The organism is Acetilactobacillus jinshanensis (genome assembly GCF_004359375.1).
Taxonomy (GTDB): domain Bacteria; phylum Bacillota; class Bacilli; order Lactobacillales; family Lactobacillaceae; genus Acetilactobacillus; species Acetilactobacillus jinshanensis.
The window spans coordinates 19,172-40,759 of record NZ_CP034726.1 but is presented as its reverse complement, the minus strand read 5'-3'; the positions used below and the strand labels follow the sequence as shown (position 1 = coordinate 40,759).

At 38.5% G+C, this 21,588-nt stretch carries 23 protein-coding genes; 8 read left to right on the top strand and 15 right to left on the bottom strand.

From position 1 onward, the window contains the following. Positions 1 to 171: 171 nt before the first annotated feature. The 6 genes from ELX58_RS00200 to ELX58_RS00175 form a co-directional block, all read right to left on the bottom strand. Complete coding sequence (locus ELX58_RS00200) at positions 172 to 882, bottom strand: CpsD/CapB family tyrosine-protein kinase (protein WP_133441183.1); 711 nt, start codon at positions 880 to 882, stop codon at positions 172 to 174. Further along, positions 879 to 1,655, bottom strand: a complete 777-nt coding sequence (locus ELX58_RS00195) for a YveK family protein (protein WP_133441182.1) — start codon at positions 1,653 to 1,655, stop codon at positions 879 to 881. The genes ELX58_RS00200 and ELX58_RS00195 overlap by 4 nt, the downstream gene beginning before the upstream one ends. Positions 1,656 to 1,727: 72 nt before the next feature. Beyond that, a complete protein-coding gene (galE, locus tag ELX58_RS00190; RefSeq protein WP_133441181.1) occupies positions 1,728 to 2,720 on the bottom strand; it encodes a UDP-glucose 4-epimerase GalE in 993 nt (330 codons plus the stop codon). 171 nt (positions 2,721 to 2,891) lie between these two features. Beyond that, complete coding sequence (locus tag ELX58_RS00185) at positions 2,892 to 3,866, bottom strand: LCP family protein (protein WP_133441180.1); 975 nt, start codon at positions 3,864 to 3,866, stop codon at positions 2,892 to 2,894. 117 nt (positions 3,867 to 3,983) lie between these two features. Further along, a complete protein-coding gene (locus ELX58_RS00180; protein ID WP_133441179.1) occupies positions 3,984 to 4,685 on the bottom strand; it encodes a CPBP family intramembrane glutamic endopeptidase in 702 nt (233 codons plus the stop codon). Between the two features lie 96 nt (positions 4,686 to 4,781). Continuing rightward, positions 4,782 to 5,294, bottom strand: a complete 513-nt coding sequence (locus ELX58_RS00175; protein ID WP_133441178.1) for a type 1 glutamine amidotransferase domain-containing protein — start codon at positions 5,292 to 5,294, stop codon at positions 4,782 to 4,784. A gap of 171 nt (positions 5,295 to 5,465) precedes the next feature. On the opposite strand from ELX58_RS00175, the gene ELX58_RS00170 reads away from it, so the two are divergent. The 3 genes from ELX58_RS00170 to ELX58_RS00160 all read left to right on the top strand — a co-directional run bounded on the left by ELX58_RS00170 (position 5,466) and on the right by ELX58_RS00160 (position 8,190). After that, positions 5,466 to 6,143: an HXXEE domain-containing protein gene (locus tag ELX58_RS00170; protein WP_133441177.1), complete on the top strand. Its 678-nt coding sequence runs from the start codon at positions 5,466 to 5,468 to the stop codon at positions 6,141 to 6,143. A gap of 18 nt (positions 6,144 to 6,161) precedes the next feature. Beyond that, the gene (locus ELX58_RS00165) at positions 6,162 to 7,451 is read left to right on the top strand and encodes an APC family permease (protein ID WP_373841569.1); all 1,290 of its coding nucleotides are present in this window, start codon (positions 6,162 to 6,164) and stop codon (positions 7,449 to 7,451) included. A 115-nt stretch (positions 7,452 to 7,566) separates the two neighbouring features. After that, positions 7,567 to 8,190, top strand: coding sequence for an NAD(P)H-hydrate epimerase (locus tag ELX58_RS00160; RefSeq protein ID WP_335878612.1), 624 nt, complete (start codon positions 7,567 to 7,569; stop codon positions 8,188 to 8,190). Between the two features lie 79 nt (positions 8,191 to 8,269). On the opposite strand, the gene ELX58_RS00155 is transcribed toward ELX58_RS00160, so the two are convergent. After that, the gene (locus tag ELX58_RS00155; RefSeq protein ID WP_133441175.1) at positions 8,270 to 8,947 is read right to left on the bottom strand and encodes a class I SAM-dependent methyltransferase; all 678 of its coding nucleotides are present in this window, start codon (positions 8,945 to 8,947) and stop codon (positions 8,270 to 8,272) included. A 164-nt stretch (positions 8,948 to 9,111) separates the two neighbouring features. Beyond that, positions 9,112 to 10,116 carry a D-2-hydroxyacid dehydrogenase gene (locus ELX58_RS00150; protein ID WP_133441174.1) on the bottom strand — a complete coding sequence of 335 codons (1,005 nt, stop codon included), beginning with the start codon at positions 10,114 to 10,116 and terminating at the stop codon, positions 9,112 to 9,114. 497 nt (positions 10,117 to 10,613) lie between these two features. Between ELX58_RS00150 and ELX58_RS00145 the strand changes: the two genes are divergently transcribed. The 3 genes from ELX58_RS00145 (at position 10,614) to ELX58_RS00135 (ending at position 13,227) form a co-directional block, all read left to right on the top strand. After that, positions 10,614 to 10,985, top strand: coding sequence for a helix-turn-helix domain-containing protein (locus ELX58_RS00145; RefSeq protein ID WP_133441173.1), 372 nt, complete (start codon positions 10,614 to 10,616; stop codon positions 10,983 to 10,985). A 408-nt stretch (positions 10,986 to 11,393) separates the two neighbouring features. Further along, positions 11,394 to 11,894: a DUF805 domain-containing protein gene (locus ELX58_RS00140; RefSeq protein ID WP_133441172.1), complete on the top strand. Its 501-nt coding sequence runs from the start codon at positions 11,394 to 11,396 to the stop codon at positions 11,892 to 11,894. 1,147 nt (positions 11,895 to 13,041) lie between these two features. Then, positions 13,042 to 13,227, top strand: coding sequence for a hypothetical protein (locus tag ELX58_RS00135; protein ID WP_133441171.1), 186 nt, complete (start codon positions 13,042 to 13,044; stop codon positions 13,225 to 13,227). Positions 13,228 to 13,306: 79 nt separating this feature from the next. Here the strand turns inward: ELX58_RS00135 and ELX58_RS00130 are convergent, their stop codons facing one another. The 4 genes from ELX58_RS00130 to ELX58_RS00115 all read right to left on the bottom strand — a co-directional run bounded on the left by ELX58_RS00130 (position 13,307) and on the right by ELX58_RS00115 (position 17,082). Then, positions 13,307 to 14,236, bottom strand: coding sequence for a nucleoside hydrolase (locus tag ELX58_RS00130; protein ID WP_133441170.1), 930 nt, complete (start codon positions 14,234 to 14,236; stop codon positions 13,307 to 13,309). A gap of 65 nt (positions 14,237 to 14,301) precedes the next feature. Further along, a complete protein-coding gene (rlmH, locus tag ELX58_RS00125) occupies positions 14,302 to 14,781 on the bottom strand; it encodes a 23S rRNA (pseudouridine(1915)-N(3))-methyltransferase RlmH (protein ID WP_133441169.1) in 480 nt (159 codons plus the stop codon). 205 nt (positions 14,782 to 14,986) lie between these two features. After that, positions 14,987 to 15,832 (bottom strand): SDR family NAD(P)-dependent oxidoreductase, encoded by an 846-nt coding sequence (locus ELX58_RS00120; RefSeq protein ID WP_133441168.1) that lies wholly within the window; start codon positions 15,830 to 15,832, stop codon positions 14,987 to 14,989. Positions 15,833 to 16,773: 941 nt separating this feature from the next. Then, a complete protein-coding gene (locus ELX58_RS00115; protein ID WP_133441167.1) occupies positions 16,774 to 17,082 on the bottom strand; it encodes a hypothetical protein in 309 nt (102 codons plus the stop codon). 142 nt (positions 17,083 to 17,224) lie between these two features. Between ELX58_RS00115 and ELX58_RS00110 the strand changes: the two genes are divergently transcribed. Both ELX58_RS00110 and ELX58_RS00105 read left to right on the top strand, forming a co-directional pair. Continuing rightward, positions 17,225 to 17,851 carry a helix-turn-helix domain-containing protein gene (locus tag ELX58_RS00110; protein ID WP_133441166.1) on the top strand — a complete coding sequence of 209 codons (627 nt, stop codon included), beginning with the start codon at positions 17,225 to 17,227 and terminating at the stop codon, positions 17,849 to 17,851. A 44-nt stretch (positions 17,852 to 17,895) separates the two neighbouring features. Beyond that, positions 17,896 to 18,396 (top strand): O-acetyl-ADP-ribose deacetylase, encoded by a 501-nt coding sequence (locus ELX58_RS00105; RefSeq protein ID WP_133441165.1) that lies wholly within the window; start codon positions 17,896 to 17,898, stop codon positions 18,394 to 18,396. 254 nt (positions 18,397 to 18,650) lie between these two features. Here ELX58_RS00105 and ELX58_RS00100 read toward each other — a convergent pair whose 3' ends face one another. Genes ELX58_RS00100 through ELX58_RS00090 form a run of 3 tightly spaced genes read right to left on the bottom strand, consistent with a single transcriptional unit; the run spans position 18,651 to position 21,572 of the window. Then, complete coding sequence (locus tag ELX58_RS00100; RefSeq protein WP_133442532.1) at positions 18,651 to 19,850, bottom strand: S1C family serine protease; 1,200 nt, start codon at positions 19,848 to 19,850, stop codon at positions 18,651 to 18,653. Between the two features lie 30 nt (positions 19,851 to 19,880). After that, on the bottom strand, positions 19,881 to 20,690 hold the full coding sequence (locus ELX58_RS00095; RefSeq protein WP_133441164.1) for an MBL fold metallo-hydrolase: 810 nt from the start codon (positions 20,688 to 20,690) through the stop codon (positions 19,881 to 19,883). A 42-nt stretch (positions 20,691 to 20,732) separates the two neighbouring features. Next, positions 20,733 to 21,572, bottom strand: coding sequence for a two-component system regulatory protein YycI (locus ELX58_RS00090; protein ID WP_133441163.1), 840 nt, complete (start codon positions 21,570 to 21,572; stop codon positions 20,733 to 20,735). Positions 21,573 to 21,588: the final 16 nt, after the last annotated feature.

The window sequence follows — 21,588 nt, the reverse complement described above, 5'->3', positions numbered from 1 at the left end:
AAATTTAATTGTCCAATAAAATGGGGTCACTACATTTCCAATATGGTCTAAAAAATCATATTTTTTCATTACCATTTATTACTCACTCTTTTATCTAGCACTTGGGATTCAACCCATTTACTTAAATTTTATCTTGCGTTAATTACTCAAATTAAAAAACTTATTCTTCTATTAATAATAGTAGTAATAATAACCATTAAATGTATGATTTGTTACATGATTCATGATGGCACCTAAAATATGGGCATGGACCTTCTTTAATTGCTTAATCTCTGACTGAACATGAAATTTAACAGCAACGTTTTGCGGAATTACGATCACGACGCCATCAACTTTCGAAGCTAGAATTGATGTGTCAGAAACTGAATTTACCGGTGGAGTATCAAAGATTACGATATCATACTTCTTCTTTAACATCTGAATTAACTTATTCATTTGATTACTAGCTAACAATTCAGATGGATCTGGTGGAATCGGCCCACTAGTGACAACATCTAAATTTTTGATGTGGGTCTTCTGAATTAACGATTGGTTTTGCTTTGATAAGAATGTTGATAAACCGTATTGATTATCAAGACTAAAAATTTTAGCAACGGATGGTTGCCGCATATCACAATCAACTAAACAAACGTGTTTCCCCTCTTGGGCACAAACGATTGCTAAATTAGAACTAACGGTTGATTTTCCCTCATTCTGTGAATCAGACGTAATCAAGATCGTATGTGCCGAAGAAAAGGCCAGATTAATTCGAACCGTGCGGAACTGTTCAGCAACAGTTGAATTAGGATAATCATGAGTCACCAAATATGTACCATATCGATTAGTACGATCATTCAATTGACGTTGATGATGTCCAAAAATATGGAATCGATTCCAACTCATTTTTGTTCATCCTCTCTCTGATTGCCGTTATCTACGTGTCTTGAATGCTTCTTAATGATTTGAGCATTTCTCCGGATCTTTTTTAAGTTAATGTCGTTCACTTCACCTAAATTGGTTAATTCTAAATTATTGGTTACGTAATCCATACTGGTGATATATTTAGCACCGAATTCTTCAAATAGTGCTAGGGCAATTCCTAACATTACTCCAACGACAAGTCCTAACAATAATCCAATCGATCGTTTTGGAAAGACTGGTGCTGGATTGGGAGCAGCTTTTGCGATTACGCTAGCGGTATTAGCTCCCATAAAATGCTTTAAACGGCTTTTAAAAACTTTTGCCGTTTCGTTACTAACTTGGGCTGCTACAAACGGGTTAGACGATTTAACGCTAATGTTAAATACCTGTGAATTGGGTTGGGTATCTACACTAACTTGAGCACTCTTTACTAATTTACCATTTCCCAAACGTTTTTGAACCCGAGAACTAACGGTTGGACTCGTAATAATACTTTTATAAGTATTGACTAACTGAGAATCTGCCTGTTGCAAGGCCTGAATCTGATTTTCTCGAATACTTTTGCTTACTTTCTGATCAACAATCATTTGAGTAGATGCTTGGTATTGAGGTTTGATCACAAAAAAGAGTGCAATTGAAAATACAGCCACCGTTAAGATTGTCGTGAGAATAATCGTTTTGATATGATTTTTAAGGATTCCAAGAAATTTACGGACTTCCTGGAATACATCACTTAAGTCAAAATTATTATTCAAATAGGTTCACCATCGATTCAAAATTAAATTATCATTATTGTTAATTTACCGTGAATTATGCGAAATCACACTCTACTTATCGTAACCATTCGGGTGCTTTCGAGCCCAACGCCAGGCACTACCGATAATTTTATGAACGTCATCATATTTCGGTGACCATCCTAAGACCTTTCGAGCCTTAGTTGAGTCGGCAATCAATGTACTTGGATCACCAGGACGACGGGGTGCCATTTCTGCTGGAATCGGTTTACCAGTCACGTCACGGGCAGCTTTTAACATCTGGAGATTTGAAAAGCCGGTTGATGAACCTAAATTAAAGAAATCTGAATGACCACCGTTTAGTAATCGCTTCATAGCCAAGATATGGGCATCCGCTAAATCGAGAACGTGAACGTAATCTCGAACGTTAGTTCCGTCTTTCGTTGGGTAATCATCTCCAAAGATCTGGAGCTTCGATCGTTTACCCAAAGCAACTTGCAAGATAATTGGAATCAAATGGGTCTCTGGGCTATGGTCTTCACCAATACTACCATCGAGCTTGGCACCACCCACGTTAAAGTAACGGAGCGCGATGAAATGAATCCCGTAAGCCTGATCGGACCACTGCATAATCTTTTCCATCATTAACTTGGTTTCACCATACGGATTAGTAGGAATTTGCGGATCCGTTTCTTTAATCGGAATTCGTTTCGGTTCACCATAAGTCGCAGCTGATGATGAGAAGACAATCCGTTTAACATGATGCTTATGCATTACTTCCAATAAAGTAATGGTACCTTTGACATTATCATCAAAATACTTCAAGGGATTTTTCATTGATTCAGGAACGATCGACACGGAAGCAAAATGAATTACACCGGCAATTGATTCCCTATCAAAGACTTGATTTAAGAAATCCTGATCACGGATATCACCCTGATAAAAACGGGCTTTTGAATTAATAGCTTGACGATGCCCCGTCATTAAATTATCCACCACGACGACGTCAAAGCCATGATGAATTAAACGATCAACAGTATGGGAACCAATGTACCCGGCTCCTCCGGTAACTAAAATAGTTGTCATCAACATTTCTCCTAAATCCGTTTTAATTATTGACTTAAATCCTTAATAATAATTGTAATATATTTTACTAAAAATGTTTACCGTCCAGCTTATAACTATTAGTAATACTTAGTATTCAAAAGAAACAAAAAAGGCCACTTTACATATAAAAGCGACCTTAATAATCATAATTTAGGATGATTTACTAATTACTTGTAGCAATTGATTAATCTGCTTCGCTTGTTGATCAATTTCATGATTAGATAAGACTTGGTAATCCTGACCACTAATCTGTTTACTGTAACCTTGATAATGCGTCGAGATTTCATGATCACGAGTCCCACGATAACGCAGAGCTAAATTGGCTAAATCTTGTAAAGATAAATTCGTCTTTACATACTTAGTAAGTTTTTTAGCTAACGTTGGGTGAAAAATTAAATTGTGAACGGTAGTAACCTGATGGATTAACTGAAATAAGACTTGGCGTTGACGTAATTGACGACCATAATCGCCTTTTGGATCATCATAACGCATCTGGCAGTATTCCCTGACTTTACTACCTTTTATTCGAACTGGGTGATTCTTTTTCACGTGAAGTGATCCATACTTAAATGATAGCGGAGGATTCACACGAACCCCACCGACATCGGTCGTTAGATGTTCAAGGCCACCTAGATTAATCAACATGTAACCATTTATCGGCACATTCAACCATAAATGAATGTAATTCTGGGTAAACGGTGCGCCCTTAAATTCATATGCCGAATTAATCTTAGCATCATGGCCATCGAGCCAAACTAATGAATCACGAGGTACGCTAGTTACTCGCATCGTTCGTCTTTCAGGACTCAAGGTATTCATCATAATTTCATCCGTCCGACCATACCGTTCGGTTCGATGAATTGCTCCAGTATCAGTTCCCATAATGAGAATATTAACAGGTTGTGAAAAACGAAGCCGGGTTGCCGTATTTCTGGTTACTCCCTGACTGGAATAGCTATTATGTTGAAAGGAATAACCGTTAATTAAAGCAATCGCAACATAAAAAAGAATCACTAAACCAATCACGCTAAAGATCAATTTAGTAAATATATGGCGGTGTCGACGATGACGAATCCTTTTCTTATGAATTCCCATAACGTGTTGAGAATTACGATGCTTTGACATAGTGCTGATTTCTCCTTAAATATCTTATTTTTAATCTCGATAGTTAGTTTAAATATAAATAAATTTCCTCTCAATATTAGTAGTTTATCACACTTGAAAGCATTTCAAGGATTATTGTTATCGCAGAATCATAATCAGCAACGGAATCACCGACAAAAAGTTATTCAAGGCGTGCATCAGCATCGATGCTCGGATATTGTTACTACGTTTATAAACATATCCTAGGAACATCCCTAACGAAACGTACACGGCAAAGCTAATCCAGGTCGACGTCAAATGACCACTGGCAAAGACCAACCCACTAACGATCATCGGCCACCACAATCGTTTTGGACCGAAGAACGCATCCATGATGTAACCACGGAAAACGAATTCCTCTAGGATTGGTGACAGGCAGACCATACTGATGGTCATAATAATCAGAACGGTTCGATTACGTTCCAATAACTGCATAATCACATCGTTATTTTTACTTGAAAGTTGACCGTTCAACTTGTAATTAAGGTAATTTAAAATAAATTCAACTACTAGGGCTAAAGCATAGACTTTAATGATTAGCCACAAATCCTGCTTAGTGACTTTACGGATCGGGTGATGGGTGTGATCTAAATAGACTTTCCGAGCAATTAAGATGGCAACGATGAATGAGACAAAGTAAATGATGACGTAGACGGTGTTGTGTAAAACGCTGGCGTTATCATTTATAAAACGAATCGGTAACTGGACAAAACCGACCATTAGATATAGTAGTAGTAAAACGATAATTTTAGGTACGTAATTATGAATCCACTCTAAAACATTGGTTGATACGTGCTTCATGTATAGACCCTCTCAAATTATATAAAATAAAAGCGCTGAAATAACTTCAACGCTTTTAATTCTAACTTATTTTTATTTTCAGCACCAAACGCGAATTTATTTTAATGCGTTAACGATGGCTGGATTAAACTTATCTAAGTCAGCAGGTGTTCGGCTAGTGTATAAATTATGCTTCTTATCAACCACTAATGCCTGATCCTTAACACGAGCACCAGCATAGAATAAGTCAGTTCGAATCGTGGTATAAGCAGTCAGAGTTAACTGATTAGCTAAACCTGTCTGCATAAAGAACTGTGGACCATGGCAGATAGCAAAGACTGGTTTGTTAGACATTAAGAATGCCTTAACGAAGTTAACGAAACGATCGTCGACCCTTAATTGATCAGGTGAAAAGCCACCTGGTAAGAGTAAGGCATCATAATCGCTTGGTTTAACATCATCGATGGACTTATCGACCTTGGCTTTAGTACCGTGTTCACCAACGATGGTGGCACCAGCTTTCTTTTCGATAACGTCAACACTGTTACCGGCATCTTCCAATGCCTTGCGTGGTGACGTTAATTCTGAATCTTCAAACTGATTAGTTACGAGTGCAGCAACTTTACTCATATCAATCACTCCTTAATAATGTCTACTTTCATTCTACAGGAGACCATGATTTTTACGCAACCAAAAAGGCTTACTTTTAATAAGCCCGTTCACATCTCGATTCGACTGTTAAAGATAACAAAATCATATATAATAATGGTAAAAGACGATTGGGAAGGCTAAAAATTCGACATGAAAAAACTAATCATTAACCACTGGTACGACCTAAACGCATTAATTGCCGTTCTAATGGTTATCCTTATTATTACCCAGAAAGGTAGTTTTGATTTTCAGCAACGGGTAATCCTCTTTGAGTTTGCCTTTATGAACGCACATCTATTTGAAGAATACGGTCATTCAGGAACGATGCCTGGAACCTTAAACGTTGCGTTGTATCATAACCGGCAAGCACCGTTGGTATACCCATTCAATCAATTATCGGCGATCATCTGTAACTACCTATTTATGATTATTCTATGGTTGTTACCAGCATTCGAACCTGAATGGAACTGGGCAATCTTGGGTGCGATCTTTTGGGGCTTCATCGAATTTCTGCTCCATTTGGTTTACTACCCACACAAGACTCACTCTACAATGAGTGGTGGCATCCTAACCGCTTTAATGGGCTTCCTACCGTGTGGCATAATCTACATGGCGTTTGCTATTAACGCTGGTAAGATCAGCATTATTAGTGCAACAGTTGGCTTAATCTACCCGATTATCTTATACATGATTATCTTTAGGTGGCTCGGTGCCAAGGTTTTAGCTACACCTGCACCTAAGTATCCATTTACCGTTAACCAAATTGCACGTTACGTTAAAAACATTAAAGAACACCCAACTACTCATCATAAGGTTGGGACGTTATAACTGTTAAAACTGTTAGGACTGATTAACATTAACAAAGAAAAATTAGGCTTTTGGAGCATTGTATTACTAGGAATTAATGCCATCATTGGTTCTGGGATCTTCCTGTTACCAAATTTCGGCATGAAGTCGTTTGGTCCGGCCAGCATTCTAGTCTTGTTTGTCGATGCATTTCTGGCTTGCACGATTGGAATGTGCTTTGCTGAATGTTCCGGATTATTTAGTGAAACTGGTGGCGCTTATATTTACGCTCGCCAGGCATTCGGTAACTTTTTCGGTTACGAAGTTGGGATCGCAGCTTGGGTAATCAGGATTATCGCTGAAGCTACTATGTATATGGCTTTTGCCACGGCACTAGGCGGTTTCTTTCCTGCTTTAAATTCGCCGTTTGCGCATGACGTCATCGTTACAATTATGGGTGTCTTCTTGATGGCCATTAATATTGCTGGAATCAGGGTTTCGTCCGTCCTTAATAACGTCGTTACGGTTGGTAAGCTGGTACCCATCCTGTTAGTAATTGTGGTTGGTCTAGCTTTCTTGCATCCCGCTAACTTCCACCCGTTCTTCATCACCAAATTAACGACCATGCATAACTTCTCCAACACGGCCATTACGCTCTTCTACATCTTTACCGGTGTTGAAGGACTAGTCGTATCAGCTGGTGAAATGAACAACGTTAAGAAAAACTTACCTCGTGCAATCTTGATCGTTCTAGGTGTCGTTACGTTAATTTACGTCCTAGTGATGGTTGCCTGTGTTGGTGTTATGGGCACTAAGTTAGCTAACACTTCCGTCCCGTTACAATCCACCATGGACACCGCAATTGGTCACTGGGGCGGTGCCATCATCGCCATTGGATCGATTCTATCAATTGGTGGAATCGGGGTCGCAGCCACGTTTATTACACCCCGTTCAATGATTGCGTTATCTGATCACGGCATTATGCCGAAGTCGTTCGCCAAACGAAACCGTTGGAACGCACCATACGTTTCAATCATTGTTTGCACGGTTCTAACGTTACTGTTAGCTTACTCCGGGACTTTTACCAAGTTAGCTCAGATTAGTGCTGTTTCAAGATTTGCTCAATACATCCCAACCTGTATCGCTGTGATGGTCTTCCGGAAAACGATGCCAAAAGCAAAACGAGCCTTTAAGTTACCACTGGGCTACACAATTCCAATCATTGCGTTAGCCGTGTCCGCATGGTTATTGGTTGAAACCAACGTTGAAGAACTACTGTGGGGCCTTGGTGCATTAGTAATTGCTGTTCCGTTCTACTTCATTACCCGCGAATATCGTCATAAAATATAGTTAATTAATCTTAATTAGTTTGGTCTCGTGATTTGTAAATCACGAGGCCTTTCTTTTTACAATCTTTTCACTTGGCGATACGTTAAAGCTGGATAACATCTTGAAGGTGAGAATAATGAAGACAATTTCTGTAAAACAAGCTCAGCAGGCTGATTTAAAGACTCAAAAAGAAGTCGGCATCCCCGGTTTAGTATTAATGGAACGTGCCGCTTTGAAAGCTGCCGATAATTTATGGCACACGAACTGGAACTTGAATCACGTCTTAGTTGTCGCCGGTTCTGGCAACAATGGTGGTGATGGTTTAGCCGTTGCTCGATTGTTAGCTGTTAAGGGCGTTCACGTTGATATCCTATTATTAGGTAATCCTAAGCATTACTCTGATGAACACCAGACTCAGTTACATACTTGTAAGTACTACCATGTTCCAGTCGTCGACCCAAAGAACGTTGACTGGAAGAAGTACACCGTAATTATTGACGCTATTTTCGGAACGGGACTTTCTCGTCCGGTTGCCGGTAATTACGTTGACTTCATCAAGAAGATCAACCAGGCTCCAGCCAGAGTTCAAGCGATTGACATCCCATCTGGCTTAAACGGTAGTACCGGTAAAGTCATGGGTGTTAGTGTTAAAGCTGACTTAACATCTACCTTTGCCTACGCTAAGAATGGCATGGTGAAGCCCGAAGCTAAGCCATACATTGGTAAATTAATCGTTAATGATATTGGTATCTACTGTTAATGAGTAGTCATCCCAAAATAAAAAGAGTCCCGATATTAATTATTCAATATCGGGACTCTTTTTAATTTATTATAATTAATTATTCTTTTTTCAAAGTCAGTTCACCCCAGTGAAGAATATCGAACTTGCTGGTGGTGTGGGATCGTTTAACCTGAATCCCATCTAAGGTATCAAGATAGTTGTAGATTCGGTTAACGTTCTTCTGGTTACTTACCAGAACGAAACTACCGTATTGTTTAAGAACTCGAATAATTTCGTGATAGATTTGATGAACATCTTCGGTATCACGGTCGTCCATAAAGCTGTCCTTGGTGTCCATCGCGGTAATTAAATTGAACGAATCGTTTGGAAACGGTAAATGTCGAACGTCCCCGTGAATGACGTTGATTCGATTATTAACGTGTTCCTTCTTGGCGTTCTTACGAGCCTTGTTAATTACGTACTGATTCTTGCTTTCGATCCCAGTCACAAAAGCAACCGGTCCAGCAGCCTTAGTAACATGCGTTAGGAAGAAATCTTTACCAGTACCGACATCTAAGATTTTCGAAGCCGTCCGTAGATCCAAGTGACGAATAATGTTTTGAACCCAGGTGTACTTACGGATCGTATAGGCCATGATGATAACAGCTAACAGTAACAGTAAGATCCCTAACAGCCAGGAAAAATCATAATCAAATAAAATCAAAATAATTCCTAAGATAACGGATGTCCAGGTAATAACTGGAGCGTCGACACCGTACCGCAACAATTTTTTCATATTTCAATTACCTTCCAAATCTTCAATAATTACAATTTAATTATAAGTCAGAAGCAACCCCGGTGCCATTGCGATTTAACAGGAACCAAAATGACCTCGTTCAGCCGGAGTGTTTCTCGCCGAACGAGGTCATTTAAGATTAGGTTTAACTCTTAAATCAACGATTAATACTTAACTAATCGTTTAGACTTACCCGTTTTAATTAAGGTCTTGTTGGAATCCATTGAGAAACCAACCATGTTCTTAACGGCATTGCGGGTGTAGAAGGCAATATGTGGAGTGACAACTACATTATCACGTTTCATTAAGTTCTTTAAACGCTTATCTGGAATGGCGTTAAAGCTACCGAAGTCTTTATTAAAGACGCCGACTTCATTTTCATAGACATCCAACGCGGCTCCCTGAACCTTACCGCTGTCCAAAGCTCTGATTAACGCATCGGTATCCAGTAATGAACCACGGGCTTCATTAATAAAGTAAACGCCCTTTTTCATTTCTGAGAACTGCTTATCACCAATCATGTGGTAGTTAGATTTCATAGCTGGAGCATGAATCGTGATCGCATCAGCTTGTTTGCAAAGGTCATCAAGGGACTTAACATAAAGGCCTTCCTTTTGTAACTGTGGGTTAGGATATGGATCATACGCAATGACGTGGGCATGAAAGCCATCACGTAAGATTCGCACGACGATGCGGCCGATGTGGCCGGTACCGATGACACCAACCGTCATCTTATCTAATTCATCAGCGATGTTTGGAGCCCAGTGTAAGTTACCATGGGCTTCTTGACGTTCAAAGATCTTAATGTGACGAATTAAACGCAGAAGATCAGTCATGGCTAATTCAGCGATGGCTTGCGGTGAGTATGCCGGAACGTTAGTTAACTTAATCCCGTTCTTCTTAAGAGCCTTGAAATCAACGTTGTCGACACCAACGTTTCGAATCGACAATGACTTAATCCCATAGCTGCCCAACTTATCTAAAATTGAAGTCGTGTATGGTTTCTGCTGATAAGCATCGACACCATCGAAGCCTTTGGCCATTTTTACGGTTTCATCGGTCAAAAGCTTAGGCGTCAACTTAACCTGAACATCTGGGTTATTGTTAACCCATTTTTTGAAATAGGGCATTTCATCCTGACGGACGGCATACGCGATAATCTTTGTCATAATAAAGCCTCCAGTACTTCTGATGGAGTGTTAATGGCGCTATTAACATTTATTATCTACTATTCTCCGACATGTCACTTTATATCATATCCATGTTGGACACGATATTTCTATCCATAAATCGTATCTGATATGTCGATATTCTGTGGGTGGCTAAAATCCTTATAATTATACGAAAAGAGACCTACTAGTAATTAGCAGGCCTCGAAAATGTTATGAATTTTCAGCTTAATCATTTCGGTTTATTTGTAGAATATCGTATTAGACAAATTTAGTCAATAATATTATCTTTTATTTTTATAATTGTTAGCTCTTGCCCAATAATTAGTAAATTTCTTTCGCAACCTGATAACGCCTATTAAATCAACAAGTATTTACTAAATGTCACTAATAATTACCGTAAATAAACGTTCCATTCCACAAATAGTTGCTTGAATTGTAGCTATAAGTGAGTGATATTGAGAATTGTAAAAATTAATTCATGAGGAGAAAATACAATGATTGAATTTCCAAAACAATTAAAATCATATCGACAACAACGTGGTTTATCCCAGGAAGGCTTGGCACAACAAGTCCACGTCACTAGACAAGCTGTATCTAAATGGGAAGCCGGAGAAGCCTCTCCTGATATCAAAAGCTTAGTAAGATTAGCTAGTATCTTTAACATTACCTTAGACAACCTTGTTTTAGGTCAATCGATGTCTACTAACACGAAGATCGACAGCTCCAAATTCATTTATGATCCAATTAAAAATCGATACGTGAGAAACGCTAAGAACATGAATATTTATGAGTTCTTAATTCATTACTGGTGGATTGCAGTTATTCTATTAATCGTCTTCGGTAGTGTTATTCATAGCTTTTTCTAATTAGAATCGGTGATTAATAGTGTTAGATAAACTACTAACGTGGTGCGAAATTCATTGGATCGCACTCATTTCTTTAGCTTTAGCTGTAATTAATAACGTGGCTAGTCATACTAGCCATATATCACTCGACATAAATAAAACCCATTTAACCCTCAAATCATTCGGGCCTACGGCTTATTACAGTGATAGAATTGCCGTTATTTTAGTGTCCTGGCTATTTTTCTGGGCTCTATTTCACGGAATTAAAGCAATTGCGAAACATACTAATTAAGGAGATTAATTCCATATGTTAATCCTGATTGTATTAGTTATTTGTGGATTTATGATGTCATTATAAAACTAGGCTTTACATATTAATTAGGACTTTGCTACCATAATACCTAAATTGGAAATTAAGGAAGTAGTTTTATGAATTTAAAGAAAGTTAATCCAACTGGACAGGGCTGGTGTTCAATGACCCACGCCTTTAAATTATTCTGGACCCACTATGCTGATTTTACACATAGTAGTACTCGTTCAGAATACTGGTGGTGGCAATTGTGGAATTTGATTATTAACTTGTGTTTTCTGATATTAACTATCGCTCTTACTGGCAGTACTTTCTTGAAAGTTATTGAACATGCCGACACAGTATCAAGCCCTAAATTATTCATTCGTTTTGGAATTGCCGGTGGCTTATGGTTAATTTGGCGCTTAGCTTCATTATTGCCCCGATGGAGTTTAGAAGTTCGTCGCTTTAACGATTTAGGCTTACCAATCTGGGTCAGTATTGTACTATTAGCTGCCAGCATTGTCATTTGGTTCAGTAATAGTTCTTTCTTAGAAAGTGTTGCGTTTATTGTTGATATTGTCGCTTTCATATTTGAATTATTACCGTCAAATGCATTAGCAAAATTTACTCATAAGTAATTCAACAATTTTATATTTTTGTATGGTGTATTAGAATAACATATGTTGACGTATCGGTTGTATAATCAATCATACAACGATGTTTCTTACGCTTTAATGCTTCAATCAAATCACGAAGAGCCTTTAATAAGGCAGTTACGGCACTCCTGAATGCTGTAACTGTAAATAGCGTTTCAAATACTAGTAACAAATATTTATGAGGTGTCGCGGGACGATAACCTGAGACAAAAAGATGGACGCTTCAAAATTTTGAAGCGCCTTTATTTTTGTATCCTCGATAGTATTACGACTGATAGAACCCCTTGCGCATGTTAAACTTAAAACGCTGTAGATCTTAGCCACCCTACTCAGGAGGACACGCGTATTTTTCAATTACTTAAATGGTTCATCGGCTTCATTATTGGATTAGTGATACTAACTTACATTTGGGATTTTTTAGCAGCTATTCAATGGTATGTATTCGGAATCCTTGTGATTGTTGCGATTGTGTTGGGGTATCGAGTATACAAACAAAATAAATGATGTTGATGTGATAATATGTATTTAGGGATAATATCAGAAGTATTGCTTCGTCAATAAAGGCGCTGAAGTAAGCGCCTTTATTTTTTCTTAAATTTATTACTGATGTTGGTATATCCATGATATTATGTAGGTACAAACGCGAGTAGCAAATATTTATGAGGTGTTGCGGGACGATAACCCGAAACGTAAAAGATGGACGCTTCAAAAATTGAAGCGTCTTTCTTTTTATTATTTTCTTAATAAAAAGCCGTAGATAATTAAGTCTACGGCTAATGCGATCATAAGGGATTATTCTAAAAACGTAACTAAATTATGTTTATATGATGTGAATAATCAATAACAACACACAAATAGCAAGTAATAAACAGGTTATGTCGATTATCATGTTGCGTCACCACCTTTAATAGTGGATTTAACCGCACCATTAGTAATAATATCACTTGACTAATTTACTTAATAGTTATACTTTAAAGATGCAAGTAATAGACAGGTTGCTATATCATGTTGCATCTAACGTGACTAAGTTACCTAAAAAGAATGGCGCTACTTGAAATAGCGTCTTTCTTTTTACCCAAATTCGCGTTATTTTAGTAACCAGTAATCAAATCAGAAAGCGAGATTAATTATGGAAAAATCAGAACAAAAAAACTATTTAAACGAAATGAACGACGCCATGGACGATTTAAACTTCTACTTAGCTAACCAGAAGTTCTTATCCGACTTAGACCAAAAAGAAGTTGCCAAGTTAGGCAAACGATTTGTTAAGACTGGTAAGCTAATTCAGGCTGTCGCCAAGAAACAGGCCAAATAATTTAAATCTTTAAACCAAATTAAAAACCAGTTCGATTATTCAATCGAACTGGTTTTTTTTGTTAAATGTTAACTGTTAATTATTTAGCAGAATTCTTGCATAATTGATCGATACGGTCGTAGAAGCCTTTAGCGTCAACATCGGTAATTAAGGTAACCGGACGGCCGTTCTTAGTTTCGTAAGTACGTCCAGCAGCAGCACCCGTCGTGATGACGTCAGCTTTGATCTGCTTGGACTTCGCAATTTCTGGGAAATAACTGATGATCATCGTTAAGACATCCCATAGGTAGTAACCCGTGCCAAACGGATGCATCATGGCATAGCCTAGACCAATCAAGTTTTCGGCTGGATACTTACACAAGCTAGCCCAGTGATCACGGACCTTCTGTGATAACGGAACCTGTTTAGTACTGTTAAGACCAACCTGGACTAACGGTAACTTAGAATCATAAACGACCTTAACAGCTTCCGGATCCCAGTATGCGTTCCATTCCTGAGTGCCGTCAGCTTCGGGTTCAACGACGTTACCTTTGTTATCCATGGTACCGCCCATCCAGTAGACTTTTTCAATCTTATCCTGAATTGATGGTTCAACCTTTAAAGCTCGAGCTAAATCGGATAACGGACCGGTCATAACTAAGGTAACTTTCTTATCGGAAGCCTTAACTTTATCAATGATATCTAAATGAGCCGGCTTCTTAGCCAAAGGTGCTTTAGGCGTGTGACCATGTTCATTTAAGACTGGAAAGTCATTAAAAGTATAGGCGTTCATACGCCATAACTTTGGAAATTCGTGAGCCGGACGGGAGTTCGACTGAGCAACTGAGATCTTACGACCCTTACCTAAATAGTCAACTAACTTTCGGGAAGCAGCAACGGCCGGTGTTACGAACGAGTCGGCACCAATTGCACTGATCCCTAAGATGTTAATGTTAGGCATTTCTAGAAACAGGATTAATGAATCTAGATCGTCGACATTACCATCATGATTAAAATATACATTCCGCATTATGAAACCCTCTTTTGCAAATTATATGTTCAGTATATCAATTTTTAGCTTTTAGCACTACCGATTTACTTATTATATGGTGTTCCTGAATTAATCATAAAAGCTCGGTAAATCTGTTCCGCCAGGACTGTCCGCATCAATTCGTGCGGATAGGTAAATTTACCAAACGAGATTTGGGCATCAGAACGTTTCAACACTTTTGAAGCTAAACCTAACGAACCACCGATCACAAAAGTTATATCTGGGTGACCATAGGTAGCTAAACGTTGAATTTCATGAGCAAATTGCACTGATGTTAGTTGCTTACCCTTGATGGCTAAGGCAAACACGTACTCTTTCGGTTTGATCTTCTTAAGGATTCGGGTGCCTTCTTTATCCATGATCTGTTCAGCTTGACCCTTACTTAACGGTTCAGGTTCCGGCTCTGACTTAACGATCACGGTCTTGAAGTTACAGAAACGTGAACAACGTTTTTTGTATTCGGCAACACCCTGTTTAAACCACTTGAATTTAAGCTTGCCGACGGAAATCATTTTAATGTTCATTCTGTTAGTTATCCCCTAACAACTGTGAGTTATCCACAGGCCCTGTGGATAACTACAACATTTTGTGGTTAAGTGTTACGTCCTACCTACTAATGGGGCGTGTTACTCAACACTTTCAACAACTGACTGTTACGGTTATCCACAATTTAACAAAATAAAGAGGCTCTACAGATTGTTACCTGTAAAGTCTAACACATGACATATTTTAACGATGATCCGCAGAGATTGAAGTCTTACGGGTCTGTTTGAATTCCTTTAAATTATTCTCCATTTCAGCGATGGCTTCATCCGAAGCGGCTTTACCTAATGGCATATGTAAAGGTAAAGTATCCCAATGATTTGTAACCTGATCATAAATGATCTTAGCGGCACGCATTGGGTCACCAGGAGTATTATCTGAACCGTGTTCTTTCATATAATTAATGGCCTGTTCAACTGGTTTATAATCAGCGAATTTCGTAACCGTCTTTTCGGATGAACGGCCACCCCAATCGGTTCTGAAGCCACTTGGTTCGATTAATAAACATTTAATACCCAGATGTTTAACTTCTTTAGCAAGCGTCTTGGTAATGCCTTCTACAGCGTGTTTGGCACCGTCATAGTAAGCACATGACAAGAAGCCGGTCAACCCACAGATTGACGAAAAGTTAACGATGGTCCCATGCTTTTGGGCACGCATCATTGGTAAGACGTTCCGGGTCATATCACATAAGCCCCATACGTCAACGTCAAAGATATAGTGAGCTTCTTTCCAGTTACTTTCTTCGAAGGTTCCGAAGTAACCTAAACCAGCGTTGTTGACTAAGACATCAACGCCACCAAAAGCTTGTTTAACCAACTTAACGGTGCTGACAACTTGATCATGCTTAGTAACGTCTAATTTAGCTTTCTTAATTTGGCCATGATCGTATTGATCTAAAAAGTTTAATTGACTTTCCGGTTTACGAGCGGTCGCAACTAAATTAACGTCTTTATGTTGAGCCAGAAAAATGGCTAGATTTTTACCAAAGCCGGTGTGACAACCGGTAACTAACCACGTTTGCTTTTTCATAGAATCATCCCTTTATTATCTTATGATTCTATGGTAGCAAACTTACGCAGTAAATCGGTATCAGTAGTTTATCATGTTTATTTTTATGATAATTAATACTATTTCAACACATAGGTAGGTGAAAAGATAGCCTGATCAGGACCGGGCCTGATTAGGCTTGTAAAAGATCAAAACTGGTATAGCTCATACTTTTAACAACTATAGAGTAGCAAAATTGTCAACCCGTAAGATTGTCATAGTACAGGTAATGTGTGTTGATTTTTAAGATGAGCTGGATAAAAAGAAATCTTACTTTAAGTATTAATTAATATTATGCAACACTAATAGGTCTTAAAGAAAAAGTAACAATTCCATCTATGATGAGCTTTAGGCCGAAATGTATATGGATAATGATATTTATATTCAGTCTGATAAAGCTTACGAAACGAACTCTTATACGAATGATGGTGTCTCAATTCATAATAAGCATGACGATATAAACGAACAATTTGAGTACGATGTGATGCATGTTGATTCCGGTGAGCTGATACATCTACAGATATACCCATTAAAATTAAGATACTTATGACTACTACTAAGAATTTTTTCATCTCAATCATTACATTACTTTATATTATTTACTTATCTGCTTTAATCAATCTAATTTTACGTGTTAATACCTTAATCCGATGTTGATTATATAGAGCTTCGCAAGAAATCCCAACACCATAAATAATGAGCATAACAATAATCGAATTATCATAACTTAAAAAGTTATTTAGAATCGGACTAACTATAAACAACCCGATAAAGAATAAGAAAGTAATTATAAACTCCGGCAAATTCATTTTATGTTTCATATAATTATGAATTAGAAGATAAAAAAGAGCAACAACACATACAACACTTACAACAATTCTAAACGACATAGGCATATAGCCTCATCTCCACTTTCTAAATATTTAGTGATTTATACGTTCAATCCGTTCATCGGAATTTATCTTATTTTTTAAAACTTTGACTTGATGGATATGATAAATATCATCACCAATAAAGACGGCCATTACAACGAGATAATCAATAATAATACTAATCTTCTGATCCAAAAGATTATCAATCATAGGTGTCATGAATAGTAATAATATAATCAATCCATATCTAATGATGATTTCTCGATAACTCATTTTCTGTTTAATTCGGGCACTAATTCCAGCCCAGATTAAACAACTAATTCCAAAGATTAACAAAAAGGTTCTAAATGAAATTGGCATATCTCCATCTCCTCAAAATAAGTAATTTTAGAATACCTAAAGACGCTGTCTCTGCCAAGCTCTAATTCTGGGACATGACCTACAACGCTTAATTAATGGGGCTTAGTCTGATAATATATTCATTGAGAAGGCATAATAATCAATGAAATTATCCAAGACGTTATATAAATATCGAAAGGCTCATCACCTTACTCAGCAACAGTTAGCCCAAAAGCTCCACGTTTCTAGAAAGACGATCTCAAACTGGGAAAACGGTCGTAGTGAACCTAGTTTTGAGATTCTAAAAACGTTAAGTCACTTATATAACGTATCAACAGACGAGTTACTAGAAGTGTCAAATGTTAAGGTTAAAAGTGATAATGATAACATTACGTGTAAACAAGCCTGGATTAAGTTCTTCAAAAATATATTCAGACTAAAAGGCAAAGCTTCTCGTAAAGAATATATGTATATCATGGTACCGATGACCATCATTAGTTTCTTAGTTGTATTTATTTTAGACCCGTTCTTATTAGCTAAAGATTTTAAATTACAAGCTGAAAATACTGTTAATTATGACGAACTAATAATGACGTTGGTTGGATTCGCGATTGTATTTGTTATTATGACGTTGATCGAAATTGTTCTCTATTGTCTAGTTGCTCGACGTAATCACGATATTGGCCTAAGTAGTTGGGTCGCATTATTGTTATTTGTTCCGCAGTTAGGAACATTTTATCAGCTAATCATCATGTTTGTGCCAACAAATTACTTTAAATCAAAAAAGTAACTAAAATTATACGTGAAGGTCACTAAATTAAAGAAGGTTTCATAATGGCACAACTAAAAATCATCAAAGGCGACATCACCAAAGTTCACGTTGACGCAATCGTTAATGCGGCTAATGAACGACTTGCCGGCGGTGGCGGTGTCGATGGTGCAATTCATCGGGCTGCCGGAATGCAGCAGTTAAATGCTGCATGTAAGAAACTTCACGGTTGTCCAACGGGTAAAGCTAAGGTAACGTCTGGTTTCAACCTACCAGCGAAGTACATTATCCATACTGTTGGACCCATCTGGCACGGTGGTAATCATCGCGAACCCAAACTGTTAAGTAACTGTTACCGTAACAGTTTACAACAAGCCGTTAACTATCACTGTAAGACCATAGCTTTTCCATCCATAAGTACTGGAGTCTATGGCTATCCACTAGGTAAAGCTGCTAAAATTACTGTTAATGTTATCAAACAGTTCCCTATACAGTTAACGGTAACAATGGTCTGCTTTGATGACAATACCTACCGAGCATACGTTCATGCTGCCCAGCAACATTAATCCTTTACATCATATCTTGGCTTCGTTATACTCTAATCATTGTAAAAGCTTGATTTTAACGGGTGATTACTATGATGAAACTATTTAAATCATCTAAAGCAATGGAAGTTATGATGATCATTGAGATCATCGTCGGGATCTTCGGCATTTTCGCAATGGAGATTACCGTTCATCGTTAAATTAAATTGAATTTAGACAGCAAAAAGGCCTTACTTGAAAAAGTAAGGCCTTTTAATTTTATCCAATTATTGTATTTATGGAACTAATTTCACGGTTGTCTGGTGAACGTGACCACCTTGGTAATAGGTGATTGAGATTCGCTGGCCAATCTTATGAGCATACAGGATATCTCGCAACTGTGCTAAACCGTGGATCTGCTGACCAGCCATCTTAGTGATCACATCGTACTTCTTAAGGCCAGCTTTTTGAGCCGCTGAGCCAGGTTTAACATCCATGATCACTGATCCCTGATTAACGTTTTTCGGCAACTTAAGAACACTTTGCCGCTGTTTAGCAGAAATATTTGCAAGATCAGTGTACAGGATTCCAAGTCTGGGTCTGATTACTCGACCGTGCTTAACGATCTGATTAATAACTCTAGTAACTTCGTTACTTGGAATGGCAAAGCCCATCCCTTCAATCGTGGCGCCCTGACCATCAGACGCCATCTTCATCGAATTAATGCCAATGACCTGACCGCCAAGGTTAATCAGCGGACCACCTGAATTACCAGGGTTAATGGCCGTATCCGTTTGAATTACGTTGGCGTCACCAAATGACATTCCATTACTACTAACCCTGGGTACTTCACGTTTCTTAGCGGAAATGATTCCTTGAGTTAATGATGAGGCATAGGACGAACCCAACGGTGACCCGATTGCCAATGCCGTTTCACCGACTTTAATGTTATTGGAATTACCGAACGTAGCAACCTGATGCACCTGATTAGCGTTGATCTTTAAAACGGCTAAATCAGTAACTTTATCGTGACCAACCAATTTAGCTTGCATCCGTTTACCGTTGCTCATCAGGACTTCAATCTGATTAGACCCAGCAATCACGTGGTTATTCGTGACAACGTAAGCGGAACCGTTGTGAACCTTATAGATGACACCGGAACCCTCACTATTGGTTTGAAGCGTTTTTCGATTGCGATCCTGATCGCCAAATAACTGGGCTAACGGATTCTGATTATTATTCCCTTTTTTCAAGTTAATAACGGAAACCACGTCGTTTTTAACCGATTGGAAAGCCTGTTCAGACTGGGTCTGCACGTTGACTTTAACGTTATTAACCTTTGCCGTGCCGCCTTTATTAGATCCCTTAGGAACTGCCGTTTCCTGTGTAATGGGATTGGTGTCGTTGACAAAATAGGAAATCCCGCCATAGGTAACTAAGCCACCAAGGGCTCCAGCGACTACGGCAATTGCGATTATTTTATGAATTGGTTTCATTGGCTTCCAACGCAATTTTCTCACCACTTACTATATCGTTACTAACGGCGTGGGCATTTCAACGTCCGTATCATAGAGTTTAAAATCACGACCAACTGGTAAACCATTGCGCATTAAGACGTTCGCAACGGTATCGTGAGCTAGCTCCATCGTGTTATTATTATGGCTTCGATGAGCCAAAAAGACGTATTTGGTTTTGTTGCCGATCACGTTCAATAAAATATCAGCCGTTTGATCATTGGATAAATGTCCAACATCACTTAAAATCCGTCGCTTTAACGGCCATGAATAAGGTCCATGCCGCAACATTTCCGTATCATAATTACTTTCCATCGCGAAGGCTTCACAGTTCATAATCAGCTTTTGAATATGGCGTGATACGTAACCAGCATCGGTAATCATTGCAAAGCTTTTGCCACGACAGGTAACTTTATAGTACTGCGAATCAGCGGCATCATGTGACGTGCCAAAACTTTGAATATCAAGATCACCAAAACTCATCGTTTTACCTTCAGGAAAAATGCGACGCTGACTTGGATCAACGAAACCAATTTTCGGTGCCATAGCATCCCACGTCTTCTGGTTAGCGAATACTTTGATGTTGTGATACTTACGGGCCAGGATGCCGACCCCTTTGGAATGATCGCTATGTTCATGACTAACCAGCAACATATCGATCTGACGGGGATCCCGATGAATTAAATGGAGCAGGTGTCTAATCTTAACTCCACTTAAGCCGGCGTCTAACAGCACCTGATGATGTGCCGTCTGAATATAGGTGGAATTACCACCACTGCCACTCGAAAGTAAACAAATTTTCATAGCACCTTTGAAAAACATTTGATTAGATTGTCTCCCGTTTCAATGATTTATTTCCATTAACTAATCTGCCGACGTGTTATTTAAATCTTTGTTTTTAACAGAACTAATGATCGAGCCGTTAAACGCGTTAATGTAACGGTACTGTATAGCCGACGAGTTACTGGACCGTAAGGCAACAACCCAAGTTGGGATGTAAATGTTATTCCCTTTAACAGATAATAGTTTGGTGTAAGCAAAGTGACACCACTCGATCTTGGTGTTATCAGGGATGTTGTTGTACTGATATAACCAGGTTAATGCTCGTTCGGCTGAAATGGTTTCTGACTTTTCACGCAGTGTCTTAACGTTTGATACATAGCCCTGCGTGTAACTCGTTAGTAGGCCACCCGCAACGTGGAAACGAACTCGAGCGGAGTTTGAATAGATTGAATCTTGATTGGCGTTTTTAGGCGCCTTCTGAACGTATACCAACGTATTACGGTTCGATAGGTTACGACTATAACGATACTGGTCACCATGGATCAGGAACGTCGGGTTATTTAGCTTTTGGTCAATCGTCTTTTCCGGATGTTTAGTATTAACCGGTACTGGATGCTTAAATTGACTGTTAATTTTACGGTTAGAATAATGGACATCCTGATTAGATGATAATTCAGCCATCTTCGAATGAAGATCATTTGAAGGCTTAGCCGCTAAATAATAACCTTGTCCAGACTTAGTTGATAACCGATGATTAAACGTAATTTGATCGTTCCGCATCTCTTCAACGATACTGGACTGATTACCATTCGTCAGGTTCTCAGTCTGGATACTCTGGTTACGGTGAAACAGGGAGAACAAGAAGACATCGATAATCACAAAGGTTATTAAGAAAATAATTTGAATGCGTTTAAAATCCACGTCTAGTTGCCTCCTA

Bases quoted from the DNA above. Each gene is read 5' to 3' on its own strand.
- ELX58_RS00135 (WP_133441171.1), top strand. From the start codon at position 13,042: ATGGAAAAATCAGAACAAAAAAACTATTTAAACGAAATGAACGACGCC.
- ELX58_RS00110 (WP_133441166.1), top strand. From the start codon at position 17,225: ATGAAATTATCCAAGACGTTATATAAATATCGAAAGGCTCATCACCTT.
- ELX58_RS00145 (WP_133441173.1), top strand. From the start codon at position 10,614: ATGATTGAATTTCCAAAACAATTAAAATCATATCGACAACAACGTGGT.
- galE (WP_133441181.1), bottom strand. From the start codon at position 2,720: ATGACAACTATTTTAGTTACCGGAGGAGCCGGGTACATTGGTTCCCAT.
- ELX58_RS00095 (WP_133441164.1), bottom strand. From the start codon at position 20,690: ATGTTTTTCAAAGGTGCTATGAAAATTTGTTTACTTTCGAGTGGCAGT.
- ELX58_RS00130 (WP_133441170.1), bottom strand. From the start codon at position 14,236: ATGCGGAATGTATATTTTAATCATGATGGTAATGTCGACGATCTAGAT.
- rlmH (WP_133441169.1), bottom strand. From the start codon at position 14,781: ATGAACATTAAAATGATTTCCGTCGGCAAGCTTAAATTCAAGTGGTTT.
- ELX58_RS00185 (WP_133441180.1), bottom strand. From the start codon at position 3,866: ATGTCAAAGCATCGTAATTCTCAACACGTTATGGGAATTCATAAGAAA.
- ELX58_RS00140 (WP_133441172.1), top strand. From the start codon at position 11,394: ATGAATTTAAAGAAAGTTAATCCAACTGGACAGGGCTGGTGTTCAATG.
- ELX58_RS00100 (WP_133442532.1), bottom strand. From the start codon at position 19,850: ATGAAACCAATTCATAAAATAATCGCAATTGCCGTAGTCGCTGGAGCC.
- ELX58_RS00150 (WP_133441174.1), bottom strand. From the start codon at position 10,116: ATGACAAAGATTATCGCGTATGCCGTCCGTCAGGATGAAATGCCCTAT.
- ELX58_RS00200 (WP_133441183.1), bottom strand. From the start codon at position 882: ATGAGTTGGAATCGATTCCATATTTTTGGACATCATCAACGTCAATTG.
- ELX58_RS00105 (WP_133441165.1), top strand. From the start codon at position 17,896: ATGGCACAACTAAAAATCATCAAAGGCGACATCACCAAAGTTCACGTT.
- ELX58_RS00175 (WP_133441178.1), bottom strand. From the start codon at position 5,294: ATGAGTAAAGTTGCTGCACTCGTAACTAATCAGTTTGAAGATTCAGAA.
- ELX58_RS00155 (WP_133441175.1), bottom strand. From the start codon at position 8,947: ATGAAAAAATTGTTGCGGTACGGTGTCGACGCTCCAGTTATTACCTGG.
- ELX58_RS00170 (WP_133441177.1), top strand. From the start codon at position 5,466: ATGAAAAAACTAATCATTAACCACTGGTACGACCTAAACGCATTAATT.
- ELX58_RS00120 (WP_133441168.1), bottom strand. From the start codon at position 15,832: ATGAAAAAGCAAACGTGGTTAGTTACCGGTTGTCACACCGGCTTTGGT.
- ELX58_RS00115 (WP_133441167.1), bottom strand. From the start codon at position 17,082: ATGCCAATTTCATTTAGAACCTTTTTGTTAATCTTTGGAATTAGTTGT.
- ELX58_RS00160 (WP_335878612.1), top strand. From the start codon at position 7,567: ATGAAGACAATTTCTGTAAAACAAGCTCAGCAGGCTGATTTAAAGACT.
- ELX58_RS00180 (WP_133441179.1), bottom strand. From the start codon at position 4,685: ATGAAGCACGTATCAACCAATGTTTTAGAGTGGATTCATAATTACGTA.